General features: G+C 72.4%; 5 protein-coding genes and 1 pseudogene. 3 read left to right on the forward strand and 3 right to left on the reverse strand.

The genetic code is table 11. From position 1 onward, the window contains the following. The 3 genes from AB0E14_RS38535 to AB0E14_RS38545 all read right to left on the reverse strand — a co-directional run. The coding region (locus AB0E14_RS38535; RefSeq protein WP_362429846.1) for a biotin/lipoyl-containing protein at window positions 1–715 on the reverse strand (715 nt) is incomplete at its 3' end. 61 nt (window positions 716–776) lie between these two features. Then, window positions 777–2,165 (reverse strand): dihydrolipoyl dehydrogenase, encoded by a 1,389-nt coding sequence (lpdA, locus tag AB0E14_RS38540; protein WP_137989784.1) that lies wholly within the window; start codon window positions 2,163–2,165, stop codon window positions 777–779. A 285-nt stretch (window positions 2,166–2,450) separates the two neighbouring features. Continuing rightward, window positions 2,451–3,965 (reverse strand): leucyl aminopeptidase, encoded by a 1,515-nt coding sequence (locus tag AB0E14_RS38545; RefSeq protein WP_362429850.1) that lies wholly within the window; start codon window positions 3,963–3,965, stop codon window positions 2,451–2,453. A 325-nt stretch (window positions 3,966–4,290) separates the two neighbouring features. On the opposite strand from AB0E14_RS38545, the gene AB0E14_RS38550 reads away from it, so the two are divergent. The 3 genes and pseudogenes from AB0E14_RS38550 to AB0E14_RS38560 form a co-directional block, all read left to right on the forward strand. Further along, window positions 4,291–6,351 (forward strand): hypothetical protein, encoded by a 2,061-nt coding sequence (locus AB0E14_RS38550; RefSeq protein ID WP_362429853.1) that lies wholly within the window; start codon window positions 4,291–4,293, stop codon window positions 6,349–6,351. 48 nt (window positions 6,352–6,399) lie between these two features. After that, the gene (gene pelF, locus AB0E14_RS38555; protein WP_362429856.1) at window positions 6,400–7,920 is read left to right on the forward strand and encodes a GT4 family glycosyltransferase PelF; all 1,521 of its coding nucleotides are present in this window, start codon (window positions 6,400–6,402) and stop codon (window positions 7,918–7,920) included. Further along, window positions 7,917–8,663 (forward strand): annotated as a pseudogene (locus AB0E14_RS38560) (hypothetical protein); the annotation flags it as partial. The gene pelF and the pseudogene AB0E14_RS38560, both read left to right, overlap by 4 nt. Window positions 8,664–8,856: the final 193 nt, after the last annotated feature.

Here is an 8,856-nt window from a genome sequence, read left to right on the forward strand (position 1 = left end):
AGGTGGTCAGCCACTTCAACAAGGCGACGAAGGGCCGCATCGTCCGCAGCCTCCTGGAGGGAGCGGCGGCGGCCGGAGCCGGAGCGGCGGCCGGGGCGGCACCAGCGGCACCGATGACGGCCAGCTTGGCGCCGACCTCGGCGGTCTCGTCCTCGGCGACGACGATCTCCAGGAGGACACCGGAGGCCGGGGCCGGGATCTCGGTGTCGACCTTGTCCGTGGAGACCTCGAGCAGCGGCTCGTCGGCCTCGACGGTCTCGCCGACCGACTTCAGCCAGCGGGTCACGGTGCCCTCGGTGACGGACTCGCCGAGCGCCGGGAGGACGACGTCCGTGCCGGTCGCGCCACCGGTCGGAGCGGCGGCGGGAGCCTCGGCCGCGGGGGCCGGAGCGGCCGGAGCCTCGGCCACGGGGGCCGGAGCCGGGGCGGCGGGGGCCTCGGCGGCGGCCGGGGCCGGAGCGGCGGCCGGCGCACCGGTGCCGTCGTCGATGATGGCGAGCTCGGCGCCGACCTCGACGGTCTCGTCCTCGGCGACCTTGATGGAGGCCAGGATGCCCGACGCGGGGGCCGGGATCTCGGTGTCGACCTTGTCGGTCGAGACCTCGAGCAGCGGCTCGTCGGCCTCGACACGCTCACCCTCGGCCTTGAGCCAGCGGGTGACGGTGCCCTCGGTGACGCTCTCGCCGAGCGCCGGCAGGGTTACGGAAACCGACATGGTTTCAGTTGCTCCTAACGAATTGCGGAAAGTGGTCGTCGCGCCCGTGATGACGTGAGCGTCAGTCGTGGGAGTGCAGAGGCTTGCCGGCCAGCGCCAGGTGCGCCTCGCCGAGAGCCTCGTTCTGCGTCGGGTGGGCGTGGATGAGCTGCGCGACCTCGGCCGGCAGCGCCTCCCAGTTGTAGATCAGCTGCGCTTCGCCGACCTGCTCGCCCATGCGGTCACCGACCATGTGGACGCCGACCACGGCACCGTCCTTGACCTGGACGAGCTTGATCTCGCCCGCGGTCTTCAGGATCTTGCTCTTGCCGTTGCCCGCCAGGTTGTACTTGAGGGCGACGACCTTGTCCGCGCCGTAGATCTCCTTGGCCTTGGCCTCGGTGATGCCGACGGAGGCGACCTCGGGGTGGCAGTACGTCACCCGGGGCACACCGTCGTAGTCGATCGGAACGGTCTTCAGACCGGCCAGCCGCTCCGCGACGAGGATGCCCTCGGCGAATCCGACGTGGGCGAGCTGGAGCGTCGGGACGAGGTCGCCGACCGCCGAGATCGTCGGCACGTTCGTCCGCATGTACTCGTCGACGAGGACGTAGCCGCGGTCCATCGCGACGCCCTGCTCCTCGTAGCCGAGACCGGCCGAGACCGGGCCGCGGCCGATGGCGACCAGCAGGACCTCGGCCTCGAAGGTCTTGCCGTCGGCCAGGGTGACCTTGACACCGTTCTCGGTGTACTCGGCGGACTGGAAGAAGGTGCCGAGGTTGAACTTGATGCCGCGCTTGCGGAACGCGCGCTCAAGAAGCTTGGAGCTGTTCTCGTCCTCGACCGGGACCAGGTGCTTCAGGCCCTCGATGACCGTTACGTCGGTGCCGAAGGACTTCCACGCGGAGGCGAACTCGACGCCGATGACACCGCCGCCGAGGATGATCGCCGACTCCGGGACGCGGTCCAGGGTCAGGGCGTGGTCGGAGGAGATGATCCGGTTGCCGTCGATCTCCAGACCCGGCAGGGACTTCGGCACGGAACCCGTGGCGAGGAGGACGTGACGGCCCTCGACGCGACGGCCGTCCACGTCGACGGAGGTCGGGGACGAGAGCCGGCCGTGGCCCTCGATGTACGTCACCTTGCGGGAGGCGACGAGACCCTGCAGGCCCTTGTACAGGCCCGAGATCACGTCGTCCTTGTACTTGTGCACGGCCTTGATGTCGATGCCCTCGAAGGAGGCCTTGACACCGAACTGCTCCGCCTCGCGCGCCTGGTCGGCGACCTCGCCGGCGTGGAGCAGGGCCTTCGTGGGGATGCAGCCGTTGTGCAGGCAGGTGCCGCCGAGCTTGTTCTTCTCGATCAGTGCGACGTCCAGGCCCAGCTGCGCTCCGCGCAGCGCCGCGGCGTAACCGCCGCTACCGCCGCCGAGGATCACTAGGTCGAAAACGGTGCTGGCGTCGTTCGCCACGTCACGTCCTCCATGCATGTGCGCTCGTCGCCGGTCGTCTGTGACCGGGCGGCGGCTGGTGTCCGGCCGCTTTTCTGTCGGCCCTGTGGTGGGGGCCCTGTCCTGCCGAGAACCCATCTTCGCACTTGTTGCCGGGCGGCGGGACGCGGGGCCGGTGTGTGAGACCGGCCGATCGCCCGTACGGACAGGTAACCGGCACGTACGAACGTACGGATTTCGTTGTGGGTGAACACGCGCGCGGCCCCGGGACGGGTCCAGGGGCCGCGCGGGCGTTTCACCGGCAGGTCAGAGCTCGCCGTCGGCGGTCTTCTCCGCGAGCTTCACCAGCGTGCGGACCGAGGAGCCGGTGCCGCCCTTGGGGGTGTAGCCGTACGGGGCGCCCTCGTGGAAGGCCGGGCCCGCGATGTCGAGGTGGGCCCAGGTGATGCCCTCGCCGACGAACTCCTGCAGGAAGAGACCGGCGACCAGGCCGCCGCCCATCCGCTCGCCCATGTTGGCGATGTCGGCGGTGGGGGAGTCCATGCCCTTGCGCAGGTCGGCCGGGAGCGGCATCGGCCAGGACTGCTCGCCGACCTCCTCGGCGGTCTCGTGGATCGCCGTGCGGTAGTCGTCGTCGTTGGCCATGATGCCGAAGGTGCGGTTGCCCAGGGCCAGCACCATCGCGCCGGTCAGGGTCGCCACGTCGACGATCGCGTCCGGGTTCTCCTCCGAGGCCCGGGTCAGCGCGTCGGCCAGGACCAGCCGGCCCTCGGCGTCGGTGTTGAGGACCTCGACGGTCTTGCCGCTGTACATCCGCAGCACGTCGCCGGGGCGGGTGGCCGAGCCCGACGGCATGTTCTCGGCGAGCGCCAGCCAGCCGGTGACGTTGACGGCGAGCCCGATCCGGGAAGCGGCGACGACGGCGGCGAACACGGCGGCCGCGCCGCTCATGTCGCACTTCATCGTCTCGTTGTGGCCGGCCGGCTTCAGGGAGATGCCGCCCGAGTCGTAGGTGATGCCCTTGCCGACCAGGGCGAGGGTCTTCTCCGCCTTCGGGTGCGTGTACGCGACCCGGACCAGGCGCGGGCCGCGGACGGCACCCTTGCCGACGCCCAGGATGCCGCCGTAGCCGCCCTTGTCGAGCGCCTTCTCGTCGAGCACCTGGACCTTGAGGCCGTGCTCCTTGCCCGCGGCGGTGACGATGGCGGCGAACGTCTCGGGGTAGAGGTCGTTCGGCGGCATGTTGATCAGGTCGCGGGCGCGGTTGATCTCCTCGGAGAGCGCCTGCGCGCGCTCGGCGGCGGCCTTGAAGGCCTTGTCGCGCGGCTTGCCGCCGAGCAGGGCCACCTCGGCCAGCGGCTTCTTGGCGTCCTTGCCGTTCTTGGACTCCTGGTACGCGGTGTAGGCGTACGCGCCGAGCAGCGCGCCCTCGGCGATCGCCTCGGCGTCCTCGGTGGAGGCGACGGGCAGCGCGAACGCGGCCTTCTTGGCCCCGTGCAGGGTGCGGGCGGCGGTACCGGCGGCGCGGCGGAGCGTCTCGGCGCGGTACGACTCGCCGTCCTCGGGCGCGGATCCGAGGCCGACGGCGAGCACGACGGGGGTCTTCAGACCGGCGGGGGAGGGCAGCTTGGTCGCCTCACCCTCGGCACCCGCAGCGCCCAGGGTCTCCAGGACGGCGGCCAGCTTGCCGTCGAACGCCTTGTCCACGGCCTCGGCGCCGGGGGCGACGACCAGGCCCTTGCCGGACTTGGCGACACCTACGACCAGGGCGTCGGCGCGCAGCGTCGCGGCGCCGGCTGTGCTGAGAGTGAGAGCAGTCACGGTGGTGAAATCTCGCTTCCATTGAGTTCTGTGGCGGTCGAGGGATGGGCCGACCATGCCCGCCGCATCGTATTTCGGCCCGGAGAGCGCCGAGAACGAGCCTACGCTCGCTCATCCTGTTCGCTCACGGCGGCGGTGATTCACTCATCCGTGGTGTCTCTTTCACGTTTACCGCACGAGGCCCGCGAGCTCCTCCACACTCGCCTCATTCGCGCAAGGGCGGCGCTCGCCCCTTTGCACCATCCGCATCATCTCCACAGGTCCTCCGCGTCCGGCGGGCCTGTCGAGGGGGGACACCACTCCGATGGACTCTGCCGGATCCCGCATGCCCAGAACTTCCCCCAAGGCCTCCGGCCTGGGGGGCGCCTCCAGGACCGCCGCGCTCGTGGCCGCCGCGCTCCTCGCCACCGTCGTCCCGTCGGCGGGAGCGAGCGCCGCCGCGCCGCCGGTCCCGCGGGTCGACCTCACCGTCCTCGTCGTCGACGACGGCGGCAGCGCCGTGCAGGCGATCATCGCCGAGCTGCGCTCCACCGGCGTCCCGTACCGCCGCGTCGATCTGGCCGATTCCGGTCGCCCGGTCATCGACGCGGCCTTCCTCAGCGACACCGTCTCCGGGCGCCCCCGGGCCAAGTACCAGGGCGTCGTGCTGCCCCACGAGGCGCCGTTCGGTCCCGGCTCCGCCGAGCAGGCCGCGCTCGCGGCGTACGAGACGAACTTCAAGATCCCGCAGGTCGACGCGTACACCTGGGCCCACCCCGGCGTCGGCCTCGACTACACCAGCGAGGGCGGGTACGCCGGCCCCCTCGACGGGGCCACCGCCGCCCTCACCCCGGCCGCCGAGGCCGGGCCCTTCCGCTACCTCGACGGGACCCTGACCTTCGAGGACAACGACCCCACGATCACCGAGAGCTACGGCTACGCGGGCCGCCCGCGCGAGGGCTTCACCAGCCTCCTCGACGTGCCCGTCTCCGGCGGCGGCCGGGCCAGCCTGATCGGCGAGTACGCCCACGACGGGCGCCGCGAACTGGTCGTCTCCTTCGCCTACAACCAGTACCAGCGGCAGTTCCGGGTCCTCGCGCGCGGCATCGTCGAGTGGCTCACCGAGGGCGTCCACCTCGGGCAGAGCCGGAACTACTTCTCCGTCCACGTCGACGACGTCTTCGCCCCCGACGCCCGCTGGGACACCGCGCGCAACTGCACCCCGGGCGACTTCGACTGCCCCGGCGGCGACGGCGAGGCCGGCGAGAACCCGATCCGGATGACGGTCGACGACGCCGTGTACGCCGCCGCCTGGCAGAAGTCCGCGGGCTTCACCCTCGACATGGTCTACAACGGCGGCCAGGGCGAGCAGTGGAAGACCGAGCACGGCGGCACCGACCCGGCCGCCGCCCGGCTGATCGCCGACCGCGCCCAGTACCGCTGGATCAACCACACCTACACGCACCCCTTCCTCGGCTGCGTCCAGGACAACTCCACCGTCCCCTGGCAGTGCGCGAAGACCTCCACCGGTGCCACCCGGTGGACGAGCCGCGCCACCATCGCCGCCCAGATCCGCGACAACCACAACTGGGCCGTCGCCAAGGGCATCTCCGTCGACCGCACCGAACTCGTCACCGGCGAGCACTCGGGCCTGAAGACCGCGCCGCAGCAGCCCGTCGACAACCCCAACCTGGCGGGCGCGCTCTCCGACACCGGCGTGAAGTGGATCGCCAGCGACAACTCCCGCGAGCCGCAGCAGCGCGTGGTCGGCCCCGCGAAGACCGTCCCGCGCCACCCGATGAACGTGTACTACAACGTGGGCACGGCCGCCGAGATGGCCGACGAGTACAACTGGGTCTACACCTCGCGGGCCGACGGCGGCAGCGGCATCTGCGAGTCCAACCCGGCCTCCACCTGCCTGCCCGCCCCGCTCGACCCCGCCACCGGCTACGCGACGCACATCGTCCCGCAGGAGGCCCGCATCGCCCTCTCGCACGTGGTGGCCAACGACCCGCGCCCGCACTACGTCCACCAGTCCAACCTCGCCGAGGAGCGCATCCTCTACCCGGTCCTCGACCGGATCCTCGCCGACTACCGGGGCCTGTACGCCGACAACACCCCGCTGGTGAACCCCCGTCAGCGCGACGTCGGCACCGAGCTGGACCGCCGCGCCGCCTGGGACAAGGCGCTCGCGGCCGGCCAGGTCACCGCGTACCGCATCGGCACCGCCGTCACCATCAAGGCGCCCTCCGGAGTGACCGCCCCGGTCACCGCCCCCGAAGGCACCCGCAAGCAACTCCTGCTCGGCACTGCGGTGTTCGGCACGGCCTACGCGGGGGCGCGCTCGGCCTGGACCGCCCCGGAGGCGCTCCAGTCCACGACCACGCTCAGGCTTCCGACCGCCTGATCGACGACCGTACGACCCGACCACCGTACGTTCTGGGGGGAACCGCACATGCCGAGCAGTGGCCGCCACGTCACCATGCTCACCGAAGGCACCTATCCGCACGTCCACGGGGGAGTCAGCACCTGGTGCGACCAGCTCGTCCGGGGGATGCCCGAGGTCGACTTCGAGATCCTCGCCCTCACCGGCAACGGCCGCGAACCCGTCACCTGGGAGCTGCCGTCGAACATCTCCCGGCACACCGCCTTCCCGCTCTGGGGCCCCGCCCCGGAGCGGGGGCGGGCCCTGCGGGGCCGTGAGCGGCGCCGTTTCACCGACACCTACGAGCGGTTCCTGCTCTCCATCCTCGACCCCGAGTCCGGCTGCGACTTCGGCGAGGGCCTCTACGCCCTCGCCGGGCTCGCCCGGCGCGGCGCGCTGACCGCCGCCCTGCGCTCGGAGCGCGTGCTGCGCTCCCTGATGTGGATCTGGACCATGCCGCATCTGCCGACGGCCGCCGCCCGGCCCACCGTCCACGACGCGCTCACCGCGACCGACCTGCTCGAACACGCGCTGCGGCCGCTCGCCGCCCGGATACCCGACGACTGCGTCGCGCACGCGGTCTCCAGCGGCCTCGCGACGCTGCCGGCGCTCGCCGCCCAGCACTTCGAAGGGGTGCCCTTCCTGCTCACCGAACACGGCATCTATCTGCGCGAGCGCTACCTCGGCTACCGCACCGAGGCCCAGCGCTGGCCCGTCAAGGCCCTGATGCTCGGCTTCTACCGCGAGCTCAACACCCTCGGCTACCGCAAGGCCGACCTCATCACCCCCTGCAACCAGTACAACCGGCGCTGGGAGGAGCGCGGCGGCGCCCCCGCCGCCCGGATCAGGACCGTCTACAACGGCGTCGACCCGCACGCGTTCCCCTACGCGGGTCCCGAGCCGGAGGTCCCCACCCTCAGCTGGTGCGGGCGCGTCGACCCGATCAAGGACCTGGAGACGCTGATCCGCGCGTACGCCATCTGCCGGGCCGAACTCCCGGAGCTGCGGCTGCGGTTGTTCGGCCCGGTCCCGGCGGGCAACGAGGACTACCGCACCCGCCTGGAGAAGCTCGCCGCCGAGCTGGGCGTGACCGACGGCATCACCTTCGAGGGCCGGGTCACCGACGTGGCCGGCGCCTACGCGGCGGGGAGCGTGGTGATGCTCTCCTCGATCAGCGAGGGCTTCCCGTTCTCCCTGATCGAGGCGATGTCCTGCGGCCGGGCCACGGTCTCCACCGACGTCGGCGGAGTGCGCGAGGCCGTCGGCGACACCGGACTCGTCGTCCCGCCCCGCGAGCCCGCCGTGATGGCGGCGGCCGTCACCGAACTGCTGCGGGACGACGCGCGCCGGGCCGAACTGGGGCGCAGGGCCCGCCAGCGGGTCGTCGACCGGTTCACCCTGCACCGCTCGGTGGACGGCTTCCGCCGGATCTACCGCGAACTGGCCGGCCTCCCTGCCGCTGTGCCCGCCGCGCCGGAACCGGAGGACTGGACGGTGCTCCTCACCGACCCCTGGCGCCCCGAACTCGTCGGCGGAGGCTCCCTGTCATGAGCGGCTCCCTCTGGCTGAAGAACGGCACGATGCGGGACACCCTGCCCGTGATCCCGCGCCAGCGGGTGTGCCCGGGACCCGCGGCCGGACCGTACGCCGCCGACCCGGTCGACGAACTCGCCGACCGGCTCGCCGCTCTCGCGGCCGTCGCGGTCCATCCGGACGAGATCGCCGCGATCCTGGAGTCCGACGGCATGACGGACGACCACATCCGGCTCACCTACGGCCGCGCCGACTCCTTCGCCCTCGCCGAGGACCTCTACGCGCGCGTGGAGCGGCAGCACCCCGAGCCGGAGGCCCCGGCCGCCGGGCCCTGGCACCACGGCCTGGCCGGCTGTCTGCTCCGGGGCCTCGTCTTCGCCCTGCCCGGCCTCGCGTACGTCCTGGGGGCCCCGCTCCTCGGCGGTGCCGGAACGGTTCCCCTGCTGGCCGGGGCGGTGGCCGGCTGGGTGTGGAACCAGGCCCTCTCCCACCGCGCCCACACCTGGCTCGGGCTCGGCGACCGGGGCGCCGCCGCCCGCAGCCTCCTCGTCGGCGCCCCGGCCGGCGCGCTCGCCGGCACGGCGGTCGCCCTCGCGGCCTCGGGCCCCGGCGAATGGCCGGTCGTCGTGTTCGCCGCGGGCCAGTCGCTCTACCTGGCGGCCGCGACCGTGCTCCTCGTCCTCGGCCGTGAACGCGCCCTGCTCTGCGCGCTCGTCCCGCTCGCCGGGGCGGTGCCCGCGTTCCGGTACGACGTGCCCGACGCGCTGAGGGCCGGGCTGCCGGCGCTCTCCCTGGCGGCGGCGATCGCCTTCGCGGCGACGGTGCTGCGCGGCGCGGGCGCGGGGTGGCCCACGACGGTGAAGTAGCCCAGCACCAGCAGGGCGCGTCCGATGAAGGCCCACCGGAAGTCGTGGTGGGACAGGGCGGACAGGAAGGCGGCGAGGCGCTCGCGCT

The organism is Streptomyces sp. NPDC047981, from assembly GCF_040653315.1.
Taxonomy (GTDB): Bacteria; Actinomycetota; Actinomycetes; order Streptomycetales; family Streptomycetaceae; genus Streptomyces.